We start from the raw sequence: 23753 nt of genomic DNA, 5'->3' as shown, positions 1-23753 counted from the left end.
GAGTGCATATCACCGTTAACTGTGAGGTTATTTATGCTGATCGAACCAATTATCAAGGGTGTGGTAGCAAAAAGCGCTCACCCTCTTGGCTGTAAAGAAGCCGTAAAGCAACAAATCAAGTTTGTTAAGAGTGCGCCGCAAATCAAAAACGGCCCTAAACGAGTACTGATTATCGGCGCTTCCTCAGGCTTCGGCCTTGCCGCCCGCATCGCTCTCACCTTTGGCGGTGCAAAAGCTGACACCATCGGCGTTTCATTCGAACGTGGTCCAAACGAAAAATCTCTTGGCAGTGCCGGTTGGTACAACAACATCTACTTCAAAAAAGAAGCGGAACGTGAACAACGTACTGCGATCAACATCGTCGGCGACGCATTTTCAAAAGAGACACGAACCCAAGTTGTAGAAGCAATCGAAACCTATTTTGAAGGTGAAGTCGATCTTATTATTTACAGCCTTGCAGCAGGCGTCAGACCAAAACCGGACTCCGACGAATACTGGCGTTCTGCGATTAAACCAATCGGTGAAAGCGTTACCGGAGCCACTATTTCCCTTGAAAACGACCGCTGGGACAACAACACACTTGAAGCTGCAACGGAAGAAGAAGCCGAAAGTACACTTAAGGTGATGGGCGGAGAGGATTGGGGAAACTGGATCGACGAGCTAATCAACGCGGAATCTATCGCCCCAGGTTGCAAGACGATCGCGTTTTCTTACGTTGGCCCAGAAGTCACACATCCTATCTATTTAGATGGCACTCTAGGCCGCGCTAAGATCGATCTTCATCAAACAAGCCATGCGCTCAACCTTGAACTCGCAAATTTTGATGGTAATGCTTATGCAACGGTTTGTAAGGCATTGGTCACAAAGGCAAGCGTATTCATTCCGGGGTTAAGCCCTTACCTGCTCGCTTTGTATAAAGTCATGAAAGAGAAAGAGACGCACGAAGGATGTATCCAACAGATGCAGCGTCTGTTTAACAGCAAGTTATACGGCCAATCGAAAGTACCGCTTGATGGCGAACGCCTCATACGAATGGATGAGTGGGAGCTAGACCCAGAGACACAAGCTCATGTTACGGAGCTACTCCAGGGAATGGATGAGAAAAACTTCCAAACCTTGGGTGACTACAAAGGGTTTAAAGAAGAGTTTTTGCAGTTAAATGGTTTTGCTCAACCATCGGTAGACTATAACGAGAGACTTAGCTCTGAAGATTTTATAAAGTTAAAGCCTTAATTGAAACTTATCTCATTACTGAGACCCAGATTCATATTTGAAAACCTCTGCAAAATTGCAGAGGTTTTTTTCTGCAACATTTCTTATACTTAGTTGGCGTAAGGTTCACTATTTTTTGGGTTCATCATAATTAACACAGGATGTGTTGATGCATTTAGCATAATTGACTCGGAGTCATATGAAGAAAATCAAAACTATAGATTTAGATATTCCTGACGATATGGGGTCCAGTTGGCAAAATATCGTTGACCTGTTAGCTCAAATCACTCAAGTGCCAGCTGCACTTATCATGCGTGTTCACTCCAATTATATCGAAGTATTCTCAACCAGTAACAGTGATAACAACCCATATAACAAAGGTGATACGGAAACCTTGGGAAATGGGCTTTATTGCGAAAGTGTTATGGAGTCTAAGCAACAACTCGTTGTGCCCAATGCGTTAGCCGATCCGAAATGGGAAAACAACCCAGATGTGGAGCTCGGTTTAATCTCTTACTGTGGTATCCCGTTACTCTGGCCGAACGGTGAACTCTTCGGCACCATATGTATCTTAGATTCTAAAGAGAACCACTACACACCTACCTACATCAAATTACTAGAAAGCTTCCGTACGTCTATAGAGTCGCAGCTCAAAACTCTGTTCCAACACGCGAAACTGACTCAGATGAATCGCGACTTAAAGAACCGTGTTTACACTCGAACGAAAGATCTCGCAAGTCTTAACTATTCGTTAAACCAAGAGATAGACAAGCGCAAAGCTGCCGAACAAAAGATTAACTTCCAAAAGAATCACGATCTAGGGACAGGTTTTTTAAACCGCAACGCCTTTGAATCCCGCTTAAATCACAAACTATTGTCTAAAACAAAGCTGACTGATTGTTCATTCGCTGTTGTCCATATTGGATTTACTAACGGAAGACGCATACAAGCACGCTATGGTTATAACGCGTTAGATCAAGTGCTCGTCGAATACCGACAACGAATCGACAGCATTTCCGATCTTGAGGTAATAACAGCGCGCCCTACTTCTATCGATCTTGTACTTGCGTTCAGTGTTAAGGATTTAGACCATCGCCTCGAAGAGCTCTGCCAAACTTTGATTAAAGTGGGTCACTCCGAATTTGCTATTGAAAACGACAAAGTGCACTTGCATGCGTTTATCGGAATTGCGGTAACAAATAGTGAAGACAATGCAGAAAGTGTGTTGCAAAAATCCTCAGAAGCGATGCTTGCCTGTAAAGATTCAGGGCAAAAGTTCGCTTACTACTCTCAATCTCATACAGAAGAACAGAGCCACATCAATAAAATTGAAGGTTATTTGCTGCAAGCGGTTCGCAATGATGATCTCATGCTCTACTTTCAACCAAAAGTATGCCCGTTAACTCATCGTTGGGTTGGTGCTGAAGCCCTGTTACGTTGGCGCCATCCTGTGTTAGGCGACATTTCCAACGAAACCTTGATACACATGGCCGAACAAAACGGTCTAATTTTCGAAGTGGGTAGCTTTGTACTACGCCGCGCGATTGAAAAAGCCAAAGAATGGTCTGAATACGTTGATGACTTCAAAATGGCCGTTAATGTGTCAGCGATACAACTTAAGAACGCACATTTCGCTGAACAAGTTGTCCATCTATTGGAAACGTATCACCTTGAACCTCGGTTCTTGGAACTTGAAGTGACAGAAAGCGGACTGATCGCAGATGAGGTTGTTGCCAAGAATACGTTAGAGTCATTACACGACATTGGCGTTACATTGTCACTAGATGATTTTGGTACGGGTTACGCCTCATTCAGTTATCTTAAGAAATTCCCGTTTGATGTAATCAAAATTGATAAAAGCTTCATTGACCAGATGTTGAACTCAAAAGAAGATTCAGAAATTGTCCGCTCTATTGTCCAAATTGCAAAAAAACTCGACTTAAAAGTCACTATTGAAGGCATAGAATCCGAAGTTCAGGAGAAATTTATTATTGATGAAGGCTGTGATGTGGGACAAGGCTACCTATATGGTAAACCGATGCCGAGCCAAGAATTCGAACACAGCTTAATCAATCAAAACTATTTAGGGACAACTCGCTACGCTTAAAGCGAAAAAGATCAGTTAGTTTTGGATTTAGGCCTACTTTCTCTTTACTCTATAGGTCGTGATTTTTATAATCGCCGCCTTTCTGTTTTATCTTCCCTTTATATAGGCATTCCTCGTTATGGATCAGTTGACTGCAAAGCTTAAAAAGCTCGAAAAACAAAACTTCCGCGCATATCAACAAATTAAAGGTCAATACGACTTTGCTGATTTCGAATTACACATCGACCACGTTCAAGGTGACCCTTATGCATCTTCTTCGCGTTTTCGCGCAACACGTGCTTGGTCGTTAACAGGGTTAGATTGGCTTAAAGAAAAGTCTTACGAATACCAAGTAGCAGCACGTGATTTCATTGCACGTAGCTTCTCTGAATTTGCCAAGCAAGAAACGACAGTGTCTATCGCTCTAACAGGTCAAACTGTTTTAGATAACACATCTGTGGTTTTCACCGAGCACGGTATCGAAATTCGTTTTCGTATCAACCTACCAGCTGATGGTCGTAGTATTCTTGCAAAGAAAGCAATCAACATCATTACGTTCTATTTGCCTAAGTTTATTCGTCGCGCAACTCTGGAACGCGAACTCAACATCGAAGCGATGATTAAACATTGTGAAGCCGTTGAAGACCAAGACGCATTGCGCGCTCAATTGGAAGAAAACAACCTAACGGCATTCGTAGCAAATGGCAGCGTATTACCTCGTATTGCGGGTAACTGCGATTTACCAATGAAAGGCGCGGTTCCTTTCCTAGCACCAGAGTCTTTGAGTGTTACGTTAAACACACCAAACCAAGGTGATGTGACTGGTTTAGGCATTCCTAAAGGTATCACACTGATCGTTGGTGGTGGTTTCCATGGTAAATCTACGTTATTGAACGCCGTTGAACGTTCTATCTACAACCATATTCCAGGCGATGGTCGTGAAGGTATTGTGACTGCTACTGATACTATGAAGATCCGCGCAGAAGATGGTCGATGTGTCCATAACTTGAACCTTTCAAACTACATCAACCATTTACCTATGCAAAAAGACACGTCTGATTTCAGCACACAAGATGCGTCTGGTTCGACATCACAAGCGGCTTGGTTACAAGAATCAATTGAAGCAGGCGTTCAAACACTACTTATTGATGAAGACACGTCAGCGACTAACTTCATGATTCGTGACGAACGTATGCAAGCGCTAGTATCTAAAGGGGCTGAACCAATCACTCCACTTGTTGATCGTATTGGACAACTTCGTGAAGAGATGGACATCTCAACTATCGTGGTAATGGGCGGTTCTGGCGATTACTTAGATGTGGCAGACACTGTGATTCAAATGCACGACTACCAAGCGGTAGACGTAACTGAAAAAGCACAAGAAGTGATAGCTCAACACCCTACTCAGCGAACTAATGAATGTGAGACGGCATTAGAAACTTTTGTTCCTCGCTCGTTGAACCGCGCAGCACTGATGAATATTCTTACTGACGGTAAATTCCGTGTTAACGCGAAAGGTAAAGAGTCATTACGTTTTGGTAAGGAATTTGCGGACCTTTCTGCATTAGAGCAGTTAGAGTCAACATCAGAAGTTAACGCGATTGGTTGGGCATGGTTCCAGTTTGCACAAACCCCAGGTTGGTCAAACAACCCTGCTAAAGAGTTTAGCGCTATCTTAAGCGATGAGTGGCACGTGAACATGCCAAACTACGGCGACTTAGCGAAACCAAGAGTATTGGATGTAATGGCTGCGCTAAACAGAATGCGTAAATCTCAGTTCAAACCTTCGAACTAAATTTTACCTAAGCATCTATAATCCAGAACTGCGGCTCTCATTTTTGAGGGCCGTTTTTTCTCCTATATTTAATAACTCTTCTCGTGAATCTCCACCCCACCCGCGACTAACTCAGTTTAGTTACCCTCGTTACATTAGTTATCTCGTATTATCTTATAAATCATGACATAGCTTTTACAAAGCCATAGTGATATTCAGATAAAGTCCTGCCTCGACAAGTGTAACCAAATGTAACGAACTGAGGTTTTGATGAACCACAAACGCGTAAAAATGCGTGACCATAAAAGAGAAGTAAACCTGTTTAGAAACCGAGTAGCCGTTGCATTTATCGGGATTTTACTCTTTACGCTCGTCTTAGTTGGAAACCTTTATAGGCTTCAAGTACAAAGTTTTGAAAGTTACCAGACCCGCGCCGATGGTAACCGGATTAAAGTGTTGCCTATCGCTCCTACTCGAGGATTGATATACGACCGCAATGGAGTGTTATTGGCTGAAAACCAGCTCGTCTTTGATCTAACCATGATTCCAGAGAAAACTGATGACGTTGAGGTAATGCTCGATAAGCTCAACAAATTCATTCCGCTCAATGATGAGCAAATCGTCCGTTTCAAAAAGCGTTACCACAACACTCGTCGCTTTAAGTCAGTGACAATAATGGAAAACCTCACTGAAGAAGAGATCGCTAAGTTTTCTGTTCATCAATATCAATTCCCCGGTTTATCAATCGATACTAGCCTAAAGCGTTATTACCCTAGCGGTGAAGTGTTAACCCATGTTTTAGGGTATGTCGCACATATCAATGACAGCGACCTAAGAAAACTGGAAGAGCAAGGCAAAGAATCGAACTATCAAGCCACTACAACCATTGGTAAGCTTGGTGTAGAAAGATATTACGAAGATCTACTCCACGGGCAGAAAGGCTACCAAGAGGTAGAAGTCAACAGCCGTGGTCGTGTCGTGAGAACTATTCAATATGTGCCGCCAGTCGCGGGTAAAGACATTGTCTTGAATATCGACATCGAGCTACAAAAATACGTGTTCGAACAACTCGATAATCGCACTGGCAGCGCTGTGATTCTTGATCCTAAAGATAATAGTGTTTTAGCGATGGCATCCAGCCCTAGCTACGATCCAAACCTGTTCGTTGATGGTATTTCGACTAAGAATTATCAAGCTTTATTGAACGATCCAGCCCACCCATTGGTAAACAGAACAACATTAGGCGTGTATCCCCCCGCTTCTACCGTTAAACCGTTTATGGCGGTCGCTGGGTTGCAAGAGCATGTTATTTCGGAAAACACTATTCGTAACGACCATGGTATTTGGCGAATACCGGGTTCTAAACCAAACTCTAAAGCTTGGCGAGATTGGAAACGCTGGGGACATGGGCCTGTCGATGTGACGCAAGCCATAGAAGAGTCCGTTGATTCATTCTTTTATCAAACCGCTTTTGATTTAGGTATTGATCGTATTTCGGCATGGATGAATCGTTTTGGTTTTGGTAAACCAACGGGTATTGATATCTATGAAGAAAGTAACGCCAACATGCCGACTCGTGATTGGAAAATGATGCGCTACCGTACTCCTTGGTATCAGGGTGATACAGTCCCGATCGGTATTGGTCAAGGTTATTGGACTTCGACACCTCTGCAATTAGCTAAAGCAACGTCGGTATTGATCAATCATGGCAAAGTCATGCCCCCGCATATTCTGCGAGCAACGTTAGATCACGGGGAAGATTTTGACACACAACAACTCGTTACACCTGAACCTATGCCTTCTATCACTGAAGTCCCTGACAAAATATGGGATGTACCCATCAATGCAATGAGACTGGTAAACCACGGTAGTCGAGGTAGCGGTAGACGCGCATTTAAGGGAACCAACTACACTAGCGGCGGAAAATCAGGTACGGCACAAGTATTTGATCTTGCGAAAGATCAGGTCTACAACTCGAAGAAGTTGGCTAAGCATTTACTCGACCATGCGCTTTACACGGCTTTCGCACCTTACGAGCACCCTGAGTATGTCGCGACGGTGGTCATTGAGCACGGCAACGGCGGTTCAAAAGTTGGCGCGCCATATATCCGTAAAGTACTCGATTATGCATTTGAGCATAAAAGTGGTGAAAGCAAAGACCAGTCGTAGCACCATTAAATGAAGTAGTAACGACGCTTAATATAGTTACAGAACATAGCGTAATGACGACAAAGCCCCACTTGTGTCACTCACAATGTGGGGCTTTTCAATTTTATATATTAGGGCCTAAATTTCACTTTATCTAAAGGGTCATAAACCGCGCAATAAGAGTTACTTTCGATTACGAGCTTCGTAATACATTCCATGCTTCACAGAGCGTCTGGAATTTCGCCGTATTTCCCTCGTCCCGATCTGGATGCCAGCGCAAAGCCAATTGTCGCCATCGCTTTCTAATCTCATGGTGAGTCGCGTCCAACGGTAACTCAAACAAATTTAACGCTCGGCTTCTATCCATATCGAGTTCATCACCACCGACAAACTTTCTGTACCGAGTCCAGAACTCGTTCAGCAGCCTTTTGACTTCGCCCTCGTCCGCTTCATAGTTAACCCAATTAATGTAGTATTCTCGCAGTGGGTCTTGATGATCGATGCTGTGACTGCTTCCGTGATACCGACCATTCATCAATTCAATGTCCATCGCTTGGACTTGTAGCCAACCATCAGGGTGTAAGGTTTCTTGAAGCTGATAAAGCGCATTCATGATGAGGAAGTTCTTTTTAAACAACTCTTTCTCAGGCGCTGGGTCTAGCACCGGCACAAATCCAAGGTCGTTAAGGTGAACCGCCAATGTGTGTACTTTCCAGCCGCTTGGCTTTTGCTTAAGCACTTCCATAATCGGCCAAAGCAAAGGGTTTTCCATATGAGCTTGAAAACTGAGGCTTATATCTTGATGGCTCGATGAATTTAGCTTATCTAACATAATTAAGTCGTATCATTATCAGATGCATTGAAGTATTTTAATTGAAAGCGATTTATGGCTGTTTGTCGAGTTTCAAATCAAATAAATTTCAATCAGTTAGACTATATAAAGAAAAGGCCAGCATTAAGCTGGCCCTTTGGAATATGAAGTTTCCCTAACTAGATAACGCCAAGTTCTCTCAGACGTTCCATCAGGTATTCATTCGCAGTGTAGTTTTCTGACAACACAACTTCTGGTTTCGGGTGTAAGAATAGCGGTAGAGAAATACGCGACTTCTCTTGGCGCTCGCCTGATGGGTTGATTACACGGTGAGTCGTTGATGGGAAGTAACCACCTGACGCTTCTTGAAGCATGTCACCGATATTGATAATCATATTACCGAAATCACATGGAACATCTAACCACTCATCGTTTTGAGCTTTAACTTGAAGGCCAGGTTCGTTTGCAGCAGGAAGAACGGTAAGCAGGTTAATGTCTTCGTGTGCTGCTGCGCGGATAGCACCCGGCTCTTCATCGCCTTGCATTGGCGGGTAATGAAGAACGCGAAGCAGTGTTTGTTCGCTACCGTTAATCATTTCAGAAAGCGCGATTGAGAACTTCTCTTGTACTTCTTTAGGAGCATGCGCTTCAACCCAACCTAATAGCTCTTGAGCGAAAGCATTAGCACGTTGGTAGTAATCTAGAATCTGTTCTTTCAGCTGTTCAGGGATCTGGCCCCAAGGGTATACGTGAAAGTACTCTTTAATATCTTTTACAGTGTGGCCCTTTGCAACTTCCGACACTGAAGGTGGAAAATATCCATCTTGTGTTTCAACATTGAAATGGAAGTTTTCTTTATCTTCTGAAATGAAGAATTGGTACCAGTTTTCGTAAATAGACTCAACAAGCTCTTTTGGGATTGGGTGGTTTTTCAAAACACCAAATCCAGTTTCACGTAGAGAGCGAACAAATTGTTCTGCTGCATCGTCAGCAAGATAATCGACAGTTTCCAGTTTCATGACTTTCTTTCTTGTTATGTATTTATAGAGGGATTTTATGGTTCGCCTTGTCGTAAATCAAACTTTTATGAAACTCTCGCAACCGTTTGTCTAGATACTGGGCGATAACGCCAGTTTTCAACAAGTTTAGTAATTTGACCACAATTGAACGCTGTTCATTATTATGTAACACTATTAAAAACTTCGATGAGAGATCTCGATATGACAACTACGCCTCTTGCTCAAAATAGACCTTTACTTGCATTAACTTCATTCTATTTGGTCATTTTTTTATTTTCTGCATTTGCTCCCGTATCCCGAGCTGTGTGGATAGCTGAGATTGTGCCTGCATTATGTATTCTCATCGGGATCTGGTGGTTATCCACAAAACTAACGTTTTCAAAAACCGCTTACGGTTTGATGTTTATCTGGCTCGTCTTGCACACGATTGGCGCAAAATATACGTTCGCTGAAGTGCCATTCGATTGGTTTAACAATATGATCGGTTCTGAGCGTAATAACTTTGACCGTGTCGCGCATTTCTCTATTGGCCTTTACGCTTACCCGCTCGCTGAGTATTTAATTCGTAAGAAACTGGCTCAACCGGTACTGTCATGTTTCTTTGCCTTATTTGCGATCATGAGTGTTGCCGCAGGTTACGAGATTATAGAGTGGTGGTATGCGGAGATTGCAGGTGGTGATGAAGGTATCGCATTCCTTGGTTCACAAGGTGATATTTGGGATGCACAGAAAGACATGCTTTGCGATACAACCGGAGCAGTAGTTTCCTTACTACTGCTTAAGCTTCAAGGGCGAGTCAGAACTCATTCATATTAGCCTTTGATCCTGAACTTCAAAAACAGATTTGAAATGCCACACACGTTATGTGCTGTGGCATTTTTTATTTCATCGTAAACTTTCATTTTATAGCTAGCGTTTACTTCATAGTCACTTTGCCGCCGATGAACTTGTAAGCAGGAGTGCCTCGAACTAAGGTATCGCGCGCAAATTCAATTCCACATTCAGGACAGATACACGGCTCTTTTGTGAAATCTTCAACGATGCGCTCTTTAAAGCACTTGACGAGCGCGCCTTTGCCTCCCTTTCGATACTTAAAAAGTTGAGCTTTGCATTTCGCACAGAAAATCTGAACCGTTTTGGTTGGTTGTTTCTTGTTTGGTTTAGCCATGGAAATTAATGGGTTACTCGCTATTTGTTAAGTTTTGGAGCGATAAGAACCAGGCTTATCCCGAGTAAAATAACCGTTGATGAGATAACAAACTGAATGGTTACGGGTTCAGACAACAATAAGACGCCGCCAAGCGTCGCGATAACCGGCACAGAAAGCTGCGCAATAGACGCCACCACGGTATTGAGCTTTTTCACAACGTAATACCACAAGCTATAACCCACACCAGAAGCGACAGATCCTGATATTACCGCGTAAATCAAACCCTGCTCACTGATAGACACTTGAGGCATTGCATTAGGTATTACAACTAGAAAGCTTAAACCTACAAGGATAACTAGCGAGCTAAATCCAAAGTTAGCGGTCGTCGATTGCAGTGCGTTTGAAGATTTCTTTCCTGCCAACGTGTAAACACCCCACCCAACCCCGGCTAGCGACATCAATATAATAGAGACTAGATCTGGAGATCGTGTAGATTCAGTCGGCATGAGTAAGTAAACGAGACCGGCGACAGACAACAAACAACCGCACCACTCAAGCGATGACATTCTGTTTCCCGAGAATAAATGCGCGGCGATCATTGTAAATTGTACTGCGACAAACAACACCAGTGCTCCGAGCCCTGCTCCAAGCTCTAAGTAAGCGAACGAAAAACCAAACATATAAACGAGCAGTGACAATATTGAGGTGAGTTGAAACTGAGACTGGAGCTTTGCATAAGTTGATGTAACTTTGGCAGATACATCAAAATCAGGCTTAGGTCTGGGTTTAGATTGGAAGGATAAAGTTAATAAGATCAGCAATGTACCTGCACCAGATAAAATACGCACGATCGAAAAACTCAAAGGATCAATCGTTTGATCCATTAATGCCCAGCGACACAACACTGAATTGGCAGCAAATGCCACCAGCGTAATAAATGTGATCATCACAGTTTGCATCGTTTTGTCCTAATTGAGTATTCTTGGGTTTCAATCAACTTCTGGCTTAACCCAAACTTGGCTAAAATCGAACCAACCTAATGCATTGCATTTAGCGTTTTGCAACGTACCACACTGATCTTTGTTCACACCTAACCAGCAGTGGAACATCGGTATCAACTGGTTACTTTGTACTAGTTGCTTACCCAATTGCCTTGCTGGGAATTGGTCGAACTCACCTGAGCGCCAACGATCAATCATGTGACACCATTGGTCAAAATCTTCCTCAGGGCTAGACTCATCAAGAAAACTGTAATCCATTAACCAACCGGCCAACGCATCATCTCGGTTATTGGCGATACCCATAGGGTTAATCCAAATATCAACATTGTCGGCGTGTGGAGGGTCAATTTCGTAACCGTGAAGTTCTACGTCGACATTATATTGCTTCAATACGGTAACGATGGCTTTGGCAAGCGTTGGAAACATTGGGTGTTGACATTGGTACGCCAATCTTATGGTTGGTTTAGCGCTTGCTGGTGGACAAACTGGTGTTTTTAACTTGATGTCATACCAACCGGGTTTGATTCCGTAAGCATGCAGTACACCCAAGTCGATAACCGTCTCTTTCGGAATATGTACAAACAGATCAGCTGCATTCAACGCGTTAGATAGAAACTGAGCCCATGCAGGATCTTGAGCGATGCCCTTCTTTCTATTCAATAGTAAATACGTACAACCCGGATCAAGTTCAACTTCATCGCTATCACCACGATCTGCCATTACTGGTTTAGAGAGGCTTGGGTAAACCATTGATGAATAAGCTTCATCGACTACCCAAACTTCAACGCGATCAATCAGCGGTCTAAAACCAAAGTATCCGTTGAAAGCCGTTAATACCAGTTGCTTTTCATCGTTCTTTTCAATGCGATAAGGGCCAGTACCAATAGGACGAATATCATAGTCTTCTCCACGTAAAATCATCGGTAAGGTGACTTTAGCGACCGATTCAGTGAGCGCGAGGGGAAAATACTTATCTGGACGCGTTAGAAAGACATCAACCACGCAATTGGCCGGTGATGAGACATCTTTAATATGAGAGAACATATTGAGTGGTTCGAGCAAAAGAAGCGTATCCACAACGTGGCTGGTTAACAACGGTTCTCCGTTATGAAAACGAACGCCCGGTCTCAAGAAGAATCGCCATTGGTGGTCGTCAATCTTTTGCCATGAATGCGCAAGATCAGGCTGTAGCTGATCGTTCTCATCGAGACGCGTTAACCCACTGAACACCTGACACGTGATGTGTTGTTCAGAACGTCGCATCGATTTAGTTGGGTTAAGCATGGAAAGTGGACGGTAGTAAGGCAAACGAATAACTTGTTCACCTTCTTGATACTGTACGCCCAAGTAATTTTGAATAACTTGAGTAAGCTTGGCTGCATTGTGGTCAAGTACCGACAGTGCTTGCCCAATTTTACCCTCTTCTAAGTAGCGGCGTGCTAAGTTTTCACTTACATCGCAACGATTCTGCTTAAAGATAAGTTGAGATAATTTACCTCGCCCCGCAGCAGGTAGCCACTCTACCCACCCCTCTTCTTCGAGTTTGTTAAGCACCATTCGGGCATTTCTGCGCGTACAACAGAGAACATCGGTAATGTCGTCTAACTGAACATTAGAATCTTTACCGTCAAAGTACTCAAACAGGGTTTCAAATTGAACGCGAAGTCTCGGGCTACTCATAAAGAGGAAAACTTATTCAAAGGATATTAAATTCAGTTTCCCTATTTTACGAGTCAAAATCAATCGAACTTATAATTTTTTGCGAAGAGATTATGAATGTGAGTCGGTTGAGTAACCTCAGCAGGAAGACAAAGGCTTGAATAAACGCTGTTATAGCCGGTAATTACATCACATCGCAGCCGATTTCATTGGCTATGTCGCGGAGCTGTTGTTCATTGTCTAACTTAATCGACCATTTGCATTCAGAACCATTGGCTGAAATAACATTTGCCCCTTTTCCAATCAATTGAATTGCATCAACTTGAGCTTGTAATGTCACCCTATGCTCTCCATCTAGGCGAACAACCAGTTCATGTGCCGTTGCAATAACTTTTCCACTTTTAAACGTTATGACCATCTGTTTCTCAAAATGCTTATCTTAAATATAATTACAGGTTAAATATTACGAATTCATTTAACGCTTGTGCTTCTTAACCGCAATGGTTAAGCGGCTTGTACACACCAAGCGTTGACGCTCATCAGTGATGTTTATCTGCCATACTTGGGTAGATACGCCAAGGTGAATGGGCTCGGCAGTGCCGATTACATGCCCCTCACGCATCGATCGAACGTGGTTAGCATTAATATCTAACCCTACACAATAGTAACCATCAGGAACGCAAAAGTTTGCCGCGAGTGAACCCAACGTTTCAGCTAAAACGACGGACGCGCCGCCATGAAGCATACCTAATGGTTGGTGTGTAAAGTGACAAACAGGCATCGTTGCCACCAAAGAATTATCGTTAACTTCGGTGTAAACAATGTTGAGGTGCTCAATTAAGGTGTTTTTTGAGGTCGCGTTGAAGGTATCTAGGTCAACGGGCTTTTTCCAAATACTCATGTGGGTTCCTTAATTATTGACTTTGTTAGTACGTGAGCAGATTGATTGACGTTAATGGTGTTCTTAACGATAACAATGCTCTTAAATACAATAGTTATCTTACAGCTATTAGATATTACGCAAGTTGATGTTAACATGCATAAAAACCGAATACACAGAGGATATTGTATGACGTCATGGACGAAGTTTGCCTCGCTTCTCACACTTGCAGGCCTGACAGCATGTAGCGCTTCCCCAACAGGAAGAAACCAATTGCTGCTTTTTTCAGATAAAGATATGTCTCAGCTTGGAGCGCAATCTTTTGAACAAATGAAGAAAGAACAGCCGATCAGTAAAGATGCAAAAACCAACGCATATGTTCAGTGTGTAGCGAACAGTATTACTCAACACATTCCTAAGCAAGGCTTTAGTGAATGGGAGGTCGTTGTTTTTGATAGCGACCAAGTCAATGCATTTGCGCTACCTGGTGGAAAAATTGGCGTATACACTGGTTTACTCAATGTTGCAGTTAATCAAGACCAACTCGCAACGGTTATCGGACACGAAGTGGCTCACGTTCTCGCTGACCACAGTAATGAGCGTCTATCTCAGTCTCAAATCGCTAATACGGGCTTATCTATTACTAGCGTCGCGCTAGGCGCATCAGAATACAAACAGTATCAGGGTATGACGATGGCTGCGTTAGGCTTAGGTGTTCAATACGGTGTTGTTCTACCTTATGGCCGAACTCAAGAGTCTGAAGCCGATATTGTAGGCTTAGAGTACATGGCTCAAGCTGGGTTCGATCCAAAACAAAGTGTCGATTTGTGGCAAAACATGGCGAAAGCATCAGGTGGGAACCAACCTCCCGAATTACTTTCTACGCACCCTTCCCACAATACGCGTATTAAAGATCTGCAAGCGAAAATAAAAACGTTACCTCAATCTGGAACATCAAGGCCAAATTGCAAAGCGTAACCTGATGCTAGATTAAATTTAGAGCCTCAAATACAAAAACGCCCTATCCATATTGGTTAGGGCGTTTTTAGTGAATCAAGCTAACGAGTTATTCGAACCACGTTAACTTGCAGATTAAGTGCCTAGAATTTGGAGCGGTAAGCTTAATAACTGATCGCCAGTTGATGCAAAGTACCAGATAACGCCGATTAAACTACTCACTAAGCCCGCATACCAAAGGAATGATACGACTTGGCCGTATTTGTCTAAAGGCAATAAATGACTGTGATGCCGTCCTTTCCATTCGAATAGAATTTCAACACTGCCCATGATCAATAAGAAACCAAACAAGGTTAAGTTCAGTTGGTAACTCAATACGACGCCAGCAACCGCTGCTGCAACACAAAGCACAATGCCAAGCACGCTGTTCATCGAAAAGCTGATACTTTTCAGCACATGGCCGCCATCAAGAGGCAAGATCGGCAGTAGATTGAACAGGTTTAACAAGGCATTAAATACCGCAAGCCCAGCAAAGAACATCTCACCCGTCGCCCAGTACAACACCATAAACACCAACGACAATATCAACCCAAACAGTGGTCCCATAATCGAGATAACCACGTCTTGCCAGCGTGTATTAATCTTTTCGTCCGATAACGCCAAGCCACCAAGGAATGGGATTAAATAGATGCCTTTGGTCTTCATACCAAAGTACTTCATCGCTCTGATATGACCATATTCATGAAACATTAGACAAGCAATCAAGGCCAAAGCGAACTGAATTGAAAAAAGCCATGAGTAAGCCGCTAAACTCGCAGAGGCGAGTACTACCTTAATTAGTTTGGCACTCTTGAGGGCTTTCATACCGAGTGACACTAACCCTATTAAGCTAAAACGCTTTTCTGACTTAGGTGCTACAACGGGTGTTTGTTGCTCGATATCTTTAGTGTTGCGATTGCCTTCGGTGATGATTTGGTCATTAACCGACGCTTTGTACGTCATCTCAAATGGTTGCCATTGAACCAATGCCTCTACGTGACACTGCAACGTATCTTCGCCAGATCGCAGCGTAAAAGTATGCGTTCTCGCATCATCTTGATCTGTGGTCGCATCTAACTGAGACACCAATGTGTTATTCCAAAATAACTGTTGCCACCCTGCCATTGACCCCTCTAAACGAAGCGGTTTACCAAGAAACTCTATCGCGAGTAATTCCAAACTAAAATTCCAATTTAATGACGTTCCAAATGAATGAACATTATGCCGATTTAGCGATTAACGGTAAACATAAACAAAGTTGTTACATATTGAGCAATTGAACACTATTTATACCCATAGTGTGTATAAACATTCTGGTCACACCTCCAACCACAAATAAACCATTGATTGTAATTATATTATTAGTGCTAAAGTCCCGCCCCCTTAAAACATAACTTCACAAAATGACAACTCATTCTTTGACTTTGCATGAAACATGTATTTAACATATCATTCACATAAGAGCATCACTAACAAGAATGCTCCCTGTATTTTCAACAATAAGAATGAGATTTGATGCCCTAGGAGGGTCAAGGATGAAAACAATACAACGCTCTCTCGTTTCACTTTCTGTGCTATTTGCATGCAATTCACTTGCTGCTGGTTTCCAAGTTGCTGAACATTCTGCTTCAGGTCTTGGACGTGCATTCTCTGGTGAAGGTGCGGTAGCTGATAACGCGAGTGTACTAGCGAGAAACCCCGCCGCAATGACCCTATTTGATACAGCCCAGTTTTCAGGCGCGGTTTCTATCGTTGATCCAGAGGTAGACATCACACAAAACAACGTCCCAGGTTCTGGTGGTCAAAGCCAAACCTCTAAAGATGTTGCTCCTCTTCAGGTTGTACCTGCGGCTTACTACATCAGCCCAATCAATGACAAGTGGGCTTGGGGTATAGGTATGTTCTCTAACTATGGAGTTGCTACCGATTACCCAGATGATATTTATGCGGGCGACCTTGCTGGTGACACTTCACTGATATCAGTAAACGTAAACCCTAATGTCGCTTATCGTATTAATGATCAATTTAGTGTCGGTGCGGGTGCAAACCTTGTTTACGCCGAGGCTGAACTTAACCGTCACCAAGGCTCTATCTCGAACATTACTGGTGACTCTGCCTCTACAAAACTGATCAGCATGACAGGTGAAACATTTGCATTTGGTTGGAACGTAGGTGCGTTATATGAACTGAATGAAAACAACCGATTCTCTATCGCTTATCGTTCAGAGGTAGACCTCGACTTTGATGATGGTGACTTTACTGATTACACGGGCAGCATCGTGCAAGGCAGTGCTACGACGACAACTGGCCGTTTAAAGATCACGTTGCCTTCAATTATTGAAATTTCAGCTTTCCACCAATTGACCGATCAATGGGCGATTCACTACGGCTGGCAACAAACTGGATGGAGTAGCTTTAAAGAGCTTAAAGCGACGAGTTCAGATTGTGCAAATGGCGAGTGTTTTAAAAAGACTGAAGACTACGACGACAATAACCGTTACTCACTGGGTGCAACTTACCAGTTGAACCAAGAATGGACCTTACGAGCTGGTTTGGCTTATGACGAGCAAGCTGGTGAAGCCACATTAAGCATCCCTGACAGCGACCGTTTCTGGTACAGCGCAGGTTTGACTTATCAATACAGCCCTAACCTTTCGATCGATGCTGGTTTCGCTCTTGTTCAAAGTAAAGAAGGTGATTTCACTGAAACCAATGAACTTGGTCAGGAACTTGAATTCTCTGGTGATGCAGTTGCTTATCTATCTGCGATTCAAATGAACTACACCTTCAACTAAACGGAATTAAAACATGAAAAAGTTATTTAATGTTTCGCTGCTTGCGTCAGCAATGTTTCTTGCAGGTTGTGGTGATGACTCTTCGAGTTCAGGTGCATCAACAACGATTCAATATGAGCAATACATTCAAGATTCACTCGCACAAGCGACGAGCATCAAGTTTCAATTAACGGGGGCTGATATTGCTGTTCCTCTTCCTAGTTTCGCGTTAATGGATGCTACCGACGGTACACTTGGCTTGCCAACTAGTGGCAATGACTCATTAACCAACCCTATTGCAGCAATGAATACAATGGATGGTTGGTCTACCTCAATGCCAATAATCATGGACTTTGAAGGTACTGGTTTAGCTGATGGTGTCGCAACTGGTGGTGTTTACCTACTAAAACTTAGCGGCTCACTTACTTCTGAAACCGCACCAAGTGTTGCTGGAGTATTGACCCTAGGTACCGACTTCAACGTTCTATCTAGCGCCTCAACTGACACATTCACAATTGTGTTCAATGATTCCTTAGATGCTTCAAGTGAATACGTATTGTCACTTTCCAATGAACTAACGGATGTTAATGGCGATCCTGTTGGCATGTCGGCAAGTTATGCTGCGCTGAAATCGAGTGCAGTAACTTACACAGAAGGTAGCCTTGCTCAAGCGCAGAAGGTAACTCAGGGTGTAGAGACAATCTTTGCAGGGGCTAATGCAGCCGGCAAGGTTAGCCTTGATAGCAAAGACATCATCTATTCGACGTGGTTTACAACCGAATCGGTTGGCAGCTCTCTTTTCGCAACAAAGGCTGCAACCGCAACAGGATTAGCATCTGCAAACCTTAATGGTGTCTGGAAAGGCAGTGCAAACCCTAATTCTGTCGACCTTACAACAGCTTACGCAATGCAGTTTGTTTCTACTGAAACGTTCAAAACCGCATTAACTAACGATGTTGATTTTGACAAATACATTGGCGGCGGAGAAGCAGCAACAATCGCGAAAGCCAAAGGAGCCATCGAATTTATGTACGGTGCCACTGACAATGTTGATGTTAGCCAAGGTTTCGTTCAATTACCTTATTATCTAGAAACAAGTGCTACTGAATGGAATGCACAGCCATTCGAATCGGGTATGCCTAGCCTGGCTAAGGTCTCAAATGCTTTAAGTAATAGTGCCGAGCAAGCCAATATGGCAGCCCAGTTAGTTGCTGCAGGCATCGACACAAGCATATTAGCGACGAGTCAAATTGAACAGCTGAAGTTAATCGGTTTAAATTTAACGCTGGCTGACGGCTCACCGCTTGATATTGAAAGAGTGCTCACCAAGTACTCTCCTATCCCACAAGTTAAATCATTGGAAGCTGTTGAATTCTTGTTGTTTACACCGAATGGTTCTGATCCTGCTAATGTAGTGATCTACCAACACGGTATCACCTCAGCGAAAGAAAACGCTTACGCATTTGCCTACAACTTAGCACGAGCCGGAACAGCTGTTTTAGCGATTGACTTACCGCTCCACGGTACACGTAGTTTGGATGATACTCGTTCGGCAAACGCTGACGTTCTGGCTTATCTAAACTTAGCGAACTTACCCGTCGCTCGCGATAACGTGCGCCAAAGTGCGCTTGATGTAATGGGCTTACGCGCGGCTTTAGCCGTATCATCACAAGCAACATTGTTAGGCGCGTCACCACTTAAAGGTTTTGATTTAACCAAAGGCTCGCAAGTTAAGTTTCTAGGTCACTCACTAGGCGGTATTGTTGGAACGACTGCAGTTGCAGCCTCTAACCGTACGCTCGGTAGTGTCGCAGCTAATTCGCTTTATTCATTCAGTGCAGCAGCTATAGAAAACTCAGGCGGTCAGATATCTAACCTTCTACTGGGTTCTACAGAGTTTGGTCCTCAAGTTAAGCACAGCGTTGCATTGAGCGCTTCAACTGAATACGCAGGTTTCGCAACCGCAAACTGTGGAAGCCTTTCTAGTAAGCAGTGCTACCAAACGTTTGAAGCAAACGCGACTGCAGCACAGAAAGCAACCATGACAGCCGCTTTTCAACAGTTCGCGTATGCGGCACAAACCGTGTTAGATACCATTGACCCTTACACAAATGCTGATTACTTGCTAGAAGCTCCTACTCTGATGCCAATTTACATGGGTCAAGTGCAAGGTGACGAAACAGTGCCAAACACTGTGGCAAACGCTCCGTTTGCAGGAACAACTCCCTTGGCGACAAAGCTTGGTTTAACTGTTGTTGATTCAAGTAATACGACACCAAATGGCACCAAAGACTTTGTTAAGTTTAATGATGTTGCTTTTCACAGTACTTTTGTATTACCGAGAGATACAACGACTCCGACACCTCTTGATTCAGCTCATTACGCAGAGATGCAAGCTGAAGTTGTAGATTTTTTAGTGGACAACAAATTGGATTCCGTTTCAAATGCGGGAACTGTTTTGGAATAGCATCTCTATTTCTATCAATACAAAATGCCAGCCTAACCGCTGGCATTTTTGTATCTATCGATACCCCATCGTCCCAAGTTAACCGTTTGCATAGAACCTTAAAACACAAATGGTTGATCTCAGCTAAAATTAATCAAGACAGAATACCGTACGACCTCTTTCTTTATTACAAATAAAGTGGATAATAGCCCCGTAATTTAATACCTAATTAATGTGAGTCCATTATGTCTTCTGAAGCTACGATGCTAGAACGCTGCCAATCTAAATGTGAACTATGTGGTTCTGATTCTTCTCTTACTGCATACGCAGTTCCGCCACACAGCCACGTAACAGTGGATCACGGCATCATGGTATGTGACAAATGCCTTGGTGAGATTGACGATCCGAAAGATATCAACCACTGGCGTTGCCTAAATGACAGCATGTGGAGCCAAGAAGCGCCAGTACAAGTTACTGCATGGCGTCAACTGACTCGCCTAAACGCAGAAGGTTGGGCTCAAGACCTGCTAGACATGATGTACCTTGAAGAAGAAACGTCTGTTTGGGCGCAAATCGGCATGTCTGATGACGACAAACCTCTTGATGTAAACGGCGTTGAGCTTAAAAAAGGTGACGACGTAACAGTGATCAAAGATCTGCCAATCAAAGGGACTAACCAAGTGATTAAGCAAGGTACTGTTATCCGTGGTATCAGCGTTGGTGACGATCCTAAGCTTGTTTCTGGTAAAACAAACGGCGGTCAATCAGTGTACGTAATCGCTGAGTTCTGCCGTAAGAAGTAATCTTACTGTAAGAAAGTGATTAAAAAAAAGGCGCTGGTTAGCGCCTTTTTTCTTGGGGGAATTTCAACTCATGGGTTGCTCTAGAAACCACTGCCTACATTAAAATAGATAGCTCGCTCTTCATGGCTCTGCGCGTAATCCATTCCAAGATGCAAACCATAACGTCTTGCAATTTGGTATCGGAAACCAACACCTCCAGCATTGATGGTGCTATCGTGACTTACGATATTATCTTGCTTTGCAGTACCAGAACCGTAGAACCCAGACACCTTCCAACGATGATTAATACTATAGGTGAGCTGCCCCTGTATCGTTTCAATTTCATCACCTTGGTAGCGATAAGAAGATACTCCGCGCAACGACACATATGGCTTCGCTGTTGGGGAGACAAGGCGATCTTGTTGGTCGAAGTTTTGATAATTCGCGGCTAACCCTAGCATCCATTTCTGAGTGATTGGGATATAGGCTTCGCCATCTATGTTCAAATTGCGGTAATTGTAATCACTGCCAATCGCATCGTCGTACACCATGTAGTCTGCAGACAATTTGTAACCTTTGGTTGGATAAAATAGATTATCTCTTGTGTCATATTCAGCTTCCAACCCTAGACCAGAAGTAACCGATTCATTACCCAAAATTCGGTCTAAAACCGTATTATCAAATTCAATCTCAGACTTAGCTAGTAACTGTTTTATCCCCAACATCCAAGGCGACTGTCCGATCCTAAACTGTACCTTTTGTGAAAGCACGGCCACTGAAGTTGATGTGCCTATTCTAAGATCATGGTCTATCGGTCCCCAGTTAATTGATGTGTACAAATCCAAATTCGCAACACCAAAGCCGCCACCTCCCGTGTAACGAATTGAATCATTTATCCATGAACGTCTGTGCCCCCCAAGTACAAACCATGTTTCGTTCTCTGTCCCTACCGCGCCAACTACTGACATTGCTGAGGGTACAAGTTGAGCACCACCATCAATGGCAGAAAGAGCAGCCTGCTTTCGTTGTCGCTTTTCTTCTTCAGTTTCATGTAAAAACAACCCTGCTACACCGCCACCGTAGCCCACCGCAGGTTCAGTAATTAAAATGGGAATAGGCAAGAAACCATGAGCGTTTTCGGCTATGTGATGTCCCATATCAAATTGACCATCAACAGGATCATAAAACGATGCCAAGGAAGGCGTTATTGTAAGCAAAGAGCAAGCAAAAAGAGCAAAGCCGCCACAGCGATTCATAAGATTGGCCTCAATAAAAAAGGCCGGGTAATAAAACCCGGCCGAAAGTTTGCTTCCTTGCAATAAACATAGAAATTAAACACTTATTGCCAATAAAGGGGGTCCTTAATCGACAAGGTTAGAATAGGTCAAACTGTGGTATTGCCCTACTCTCATATGGAGGATCTAGCCCTACAAAATCAAATCATTCTAAAGATGATAAATACGAAAAAGGCTCATATAAATGAGCCTCTATAAGCAAATAAACTGTGTTATTGGTTCATTAATCTCGTTTTAGCAATCGCTCTACGTTTTCTTTGATAACTGCTAATACTGATGACTTAACTTCACTAATTTGTTTAGAATGAGGGCACCACAGTGCAAAGCCAAATTTAAATCCTTGTTCCATTTCAGACGATTGTATAGGTTCGATGTCGTAATGCGAAAATTCAGAATGAGCGAACGTTTTTGGTAGAAGTGCCCATCCTAGACCTGCTTCAACCATTTTGATAACTAGCGCTAATTGGTCTACTTCTTCATTGTCAGAACTAACGGTTATTTTTTCGGACATTCCTTCTTCAATGAAGGATCTTAAGACAAACTGCTTCGCATTTCTTAGCGCTAAAAGTACATCTTCTTTTGCTAAAGTAGAAAACTCGCCATTTTTTTGGACGAAAGGAAAAAATTCTATATGGCCTAAAAAGGTGGCATCAAAGCTGTGTATTCCACGACTGTCATGCACGTTGACCAGTCCAAAATGATACTCACCGCTCTGAAGGCCTTGTTTAATGTCTTTCTTATTTCGTACTAGAAAATTCACTCGCATCATCGGGAAATCGCGACGCAACTTCTTTCGAATATCCACAAGTATTTGATGAGGTATCACACTTGAATAAGCAAAAGTAATGTTTTCCAAACCGCCATAAGACAAGCTCAAGGCTACCTTGTCGAAAGTGCGTGCTTGTTCAATCGTTTGCTTAGCATAGTGATAGAGATGGTGGCCATCTTCTGTTGGCTTAACCGATCGTCCAACCCTTTCAAATAGACTTACCGCGAGTTGGTCTTCAAGGTTAGTAATAACCTGGCCGATTGTTGTTCTATGCTTGTTAAGCTTAACCGCAGCCTTGCTGAAAGACAGTTGGTCATAGACAGTCACAAACGCGAGAAGTTGTTCAATGCTGAAATTCATTTTGTTGTGCTTACTTTTAGTCGTTATGTATTTAAATTATCACAGGTTGACGAAATATCTACTTTGTCAGAATAATAATAGTGAAATGAATTCGTCTGGTTTAAATAAAAAAACCTACTTAAGTCAGTAGGTTCTATCATTGATGTGTAACGAATAACTTAAATGTATTCGATAACTCGTGCTAAGTAGTTAAAGTCGCCTGAATCACCGTGGTAATTGCGGTAAACATCGACACTGAAATATCTAGGTTGATCCGCTTGAATATGTTCAGCAATACGCTGCTCAATGGACTCTAGAGTTTCACCCGTTTGCGAGTAAATGTATTTTTTGGTGTTTTTTTGAAGTTGGCGTTGCTTGGCTTCTTGGTGTGTAACGTAATTGTTCACTTCAACCCACAAACCAATGTAATCAATCGCCACGTAATCTGAATTTTCTTCAACCATGAGCAACGCCGCTTCTTGTTGAACGTCGACCAGTTGTAGCATGTCATTATCGACTTTCTGTTGATCCATTGAGGTCCCGTTTTGTGCCACTGCAGCGCTAGACGTTGCCATGATAAGTAGCGTTAATGCTGTTTTATTCATTTTACAA

General features: G+C 43.0%; 20 protein-coding genes. 9 read left to right on the top strand and 11 right to left on the bottom strand.

Going from position 1 to position 23753, the window contains the following annotated elements:
* Positions 1 to 33: 33 nt before the first annotated feature.
* The 4 genes from fabV to mrdA all read left to right on the top strand — a co-directional run bounded on the left by fabV (position 34) and on the right by mrdA (position 7241).
* A complete protein-coding gene (fabV, locus tag OCV36_RS20215) occupies positions 34 to 1233 on the top strand; it encodes an enoyl-ACP reductase FabV (RefSeq protein WP_135457895.1) in 1200 nt (399 codons plus the stop codon).
* 178 nt (positions 1234 to 1411) lie between these two features.
* Complete coding sequence (locus OCV36_RS20210) at positions 1412 to 3319, top strand: sensor domain-containing phosphodiesterase (RefSeq protein ID WP_135457893.1); 1908 nt, start codon at positions 1412 to 1414, stop codon at positions 3317 to 3319.
* 118 nt (positions 3320 to 3437) lie between these two features.
* Positions 3438 to 5093, top strand: a complete 1656-nt coding sequence (locus tag OCV36_RS20205; protein WP_017074322.1) for an ABC-ATPase domain-containing protein — start codon at positions 3438 to 3440, stop codon at positions 5091 to 5093.
* Between the two features lie 249 nt (positions 5094 to 5342).
* Positions 5343 to 7241, top strand: coding sequence for a penicillin-binding protein 2 (gene mrdA / locus OCV36_RS20200; RefSeq protein WP_135457891.1), 1899 nt, complete (start codon positions 5343 to 5345; stop codon positions 7239 to 7241).
* 172 nt (positions 7242 to 7413) lie between these two features.
* On the opposite strand, the gene OCV36_RS20195 is transcribed toward mrdA, so the two are convergent.
* Together OCV36_RS20195 and OCV36_RS20190 are read right to left on the bottom strand one after the other, a co-directional pair.
* Positions 7414 to 8052, bottom strand: a complete 639-nt coding sequence (locus OCV36_RS20195; protein ID WP_135457888.1) for a DNA-J related domain-containing protein — start codon at positions 8050 to 8052, stop codon at positions 7414 to 7416.
* A 158-nt stretch (positions 8053 to 8210) separates the two neighbouring features.
* Entirely contained in the window at positions 8211 to 9050 is an 840-nt protein-coding gene (locus OCV36_RS20190; protein WP_017074325.1) for an isopenicillin N synthase family dioxygenase, read from the bottom strand.
* Between the two features lie 201 nt (positions 9051 to 9251).
* On the opposite strand from OCV36_RS20190, the gene OCV36_RS20185 reads away from it, so the two are divergent.
* Positions 9252 to 9866, top strand: coding sequence for a DUF2238 domain-containing protein (locus tag OCV36_RS20185; protein WP_135457886.1), 615 nt, complete (start codon positions 9252 to 9254; stop codon positions 9864 to 9866).
* Between the two features lie 100 nt (positions 9867 to 9966).
* Here the strand turns inward: OCV36_RS20185 and OCV36_RS20180 are convergent, their stop codons facing one another.
* From OCV36_RS20180 to OCV36_RS20160, 5 genes are all read right to left on the bottom strand, one after another.
* Positions 9967 to 10218 carry a hypothetical protein gene (locus OCV36_RS20180; RefSeq protein ID WP_017074327.1) on the bottom strand — a complete coding sequence of 84 codons (252 nt, stop codon included), beginning with the start codon at positions 10216 to 10218 and terminating at the stop codon, positions 9967 to 9969.
* A gap of 20 nt (positions 10219 to 10238) precedes the next feature.
* Complete coding sequence (locus OCV36_RS20175; protein WP_135457884.1) at positions 10239 to 11159, bottom strand: DMT family transporter; 921 nt, start codon at positions 11157 to 11159, stop codon at positions 10239 to 10241.
* 30 nt (positions 11160 to 11189) lie between these two features.
* Positions 11190 to 12881 carry an SgrR family transcriptional regulator gene (locus OCV36_RS20170; RefSeq protein WP_135457882.1) on the bottom strand — a complete coding sequence of 564 codons (1692 nt, stop codon included), beginning with the start codon at positions 12879 to 12881 and terminating at the stop codon, positions 11190 to 11192.
* Between the two features lie 163 nt (positions 12882 to 13044).
* The gene (locus tag OCV36_RS20165) at positions 13045 to 13278 is read right to left on the bottom strand and encodes a DUF3389 domain-containing protein (RefSeq protein WP_004730938.1); all 234 of its coding nucleotides are present in this window, start codon (positions 13276 to 13278) and stop codon (positions 13045 to 13047) included.
* A 57-nt stretch (positions 13279 to 13335) separates the two neighbouring features.
* A complete protein-coding gene (locus OCV36_RS20160; RefSeq protein ID WP_017074330.1) occupies positions 13336 to 13761 on the bottom strand; it encodes a hotdog fold thioesterase in 426 nt (141 codons plus the stop codon).
* 168 nt (positions 13762 to 13929) lie between these two features.
* On the opposite strand from OCV36_RS20160, the gene OCV36_RS20155 reads away from it, so the two are divergent.
* On the top strand, positions 13930 to 14718 hold the full coding sequence (locus OCV36_RS20155; RefSeq protein WP_135457880.1) for a M48 family metallopeptidase: 789 nt from the start codon (positions 13930 to 13932) through the stop codon (positions 14716 to 14718).
* 114 nt (positions 14719 to 14832) lie between these two features.
* Here the strand turns inward: OCV36_RS20155 and OCV36_RS20150 are convergent, their stop codons facing one another.
* Positions 14833 to 15915 carry a site-2 protease family protein gene (locus OCV36_RS20150; protein ID WP_135457878.1) on the bottom strand — a complete coding sequence of 361 codons (1083 nt, stop codon included), beginning with the start codon at positions 15913 to 15915 and terminating at the stop codon, positions 14833 to 14835.
* A 356-nt stretch (positions 15916 to 16271) separates the two neighbouring features.
* Here OCV36_RS20150 and OCV36_RS20145 point away from each other — a divergent pair, with 356 nt between their 5' ends.
* The 3 genes from OCV36_RS20145 (at position 16272) to OCV36_RS20135 (ending at position 20759) form a co-directional block, all read left to right on the top strand.
* Positions 16272 to 17531, top strand: a complete 1260-nt coding sequence (locus OCV36_RS20145) for an outer membrane protein transport protein (protein ID WP_102551362.1) — start codon at positions 16272 to 16274, stop codon at positions 17529 to 17531.
* Positions 17532 to 17544: 13 nt separating this feature from the next.
* Entirely contained in the window at positions 17545 to 19977 is a 2433-nt protein-coding gene (locus tag OCV36_RS20140; RefSeq protein WP_135457875.1) for a VolA/Pla-1 family phospholipase, read from the top strand.
* A 224-nt stretch (positions 19978 to 20201) separates the two neighbouring features.
* Entirely contained in the window at positions 20202 to 20759 is a 558-nt protein-coding gene (locus OCV36_RS20135; RefSeq protein ID WP_135457873.1) for a PhnA domain-containing protein, read from the top strand.
* Between the two features lie 80 nt (positions 20760 to 20839).
* Here OCV36_RS20135 and OCV36_RS20130 read toward each other — a convergent pair whose 3' ends face one another.
* From OCV36_RS20130 to OCV36_RS20120, 3 genes are all read right to left on the bottom strand, one after another.
* Positions 20840 to 21994, bottom strand: a complete 1155-nt coding sequence (locus OCV36_RS20130; protein ID WP_135457871.1) for a BamA/TamA family outer membrane protein — start codon at positions 21992 to 21994, stop codon at positions 20840 to 20842.
* 262 nt (positions 21995 to 22256) lie between these two features.
* Positions 22257 to 23162 (bottom strand): LysR family transcriptional regulator, encoded by a 906-nt coding sequence (locus OCV36_RS20125; protein WP_135457869.1) that lies wholly within the window; start codon positions 23160 to 23162, stop codon positions 22257 to 22259.
* A 158-nt stretch (positions 23163 to 23320) separates the two neighbouring features.
* Positions 23321 to 23746, bottom strand: a complete 426-nt coding sequence (locus OCV36_RS20120) for a hypothetical protein (RefSeq protein WP_135457867.1) — start codon at positions 23744 to 23746, stop codon at positions 23321 to 23323.
* Positions 23747 to 23753: the final 7 nt, after the last annotated feature.

Source organism: Vibrio echinoideorum (assembly GCF_024347455.1).
Lineage (GTDB): Bacteria > Pseudomonadota > Gammaproteobacteria > Enterobacterales > Vibrionaceae > Vibrio > Vibrio echinoideorum.
The sequence above is the reverse complement of the archived record's forward strand: the minus strand, read 5'-3'. Positions and strand labels throughout refer to the sequence as shown.